The following is a 547-nucleotide window of genomic DNA, read 5'->3' on the forward strand; positions in this document are numbered from 1 at the left end:
GGTTGACTGTTGAGATCGTCCCAATCGATGTGTCTTAGCCGTCCGGCATTTCCTTTCGCAGATAGACTTGGGATGGTATCGCGCGCCCGTATGTGTCCTGTACTAACGCGCTGCATGTGATGCGGCGAGGAGCGGCTATGGAGACCGTCGAATTGACGCGCCTGAGTTTTGCGAGCAGCCAATCGAATGTCAAAATTGACGAGACCGGAGCCCCAGAGCGTTTCCCTTCCAACAGAAAATCAACCCAGGTCGGATGGCCCAGCAGTTCGTGTATCTCGCAAAGGTAGATGCTGGCAAGCAACGCTGGCTTACGCACATCGCGCACGATCGCTTGCCCTTCCTCCGGCGAGATCACCCACACACGGCTGCTAGGGTCTACGACTCCAAAACTGCATCTCGTTGCACCCTCCAACTCTATCAGCATAGGAACGATGTCAGGAGCCCTGTGGTAGGATGGCGACGTAAGCTCGACCCTCAGCAGTGAATCCATCTCTGACGAAAGAAAAGGCGAGAAGATGAATGCGTCCCTCCCCGCCGTGTCCTCGCC

At 56.1% G+C, this 547-nt stretch carries 1 protein-coding gene; it reads right to left on the reverse strand.

Translation table 11 applies throughout. The features are described 5' to 3' along the window. Positions 1-34: 34 nt before the first annotated feature. A partial coding sequence (locus EN780_RS40040; protein ID WP_210215126.1) for a hypothetical protein occupies positions 35-547 on the reverse strand: 513 nt, incomplete at its 5' end.

This window comes from Mesorhizobium sp. M4B.F.Ca.ET.089.01.1.1 (genome assembly GCF_004022605.1).
GTDB lineage: Bacteria > Pseudomonadota > Alphaproteobacteria > Rhizobiales > Rhizobiaceae > Mesorhizobium > Mesorhizobium abyssinicae.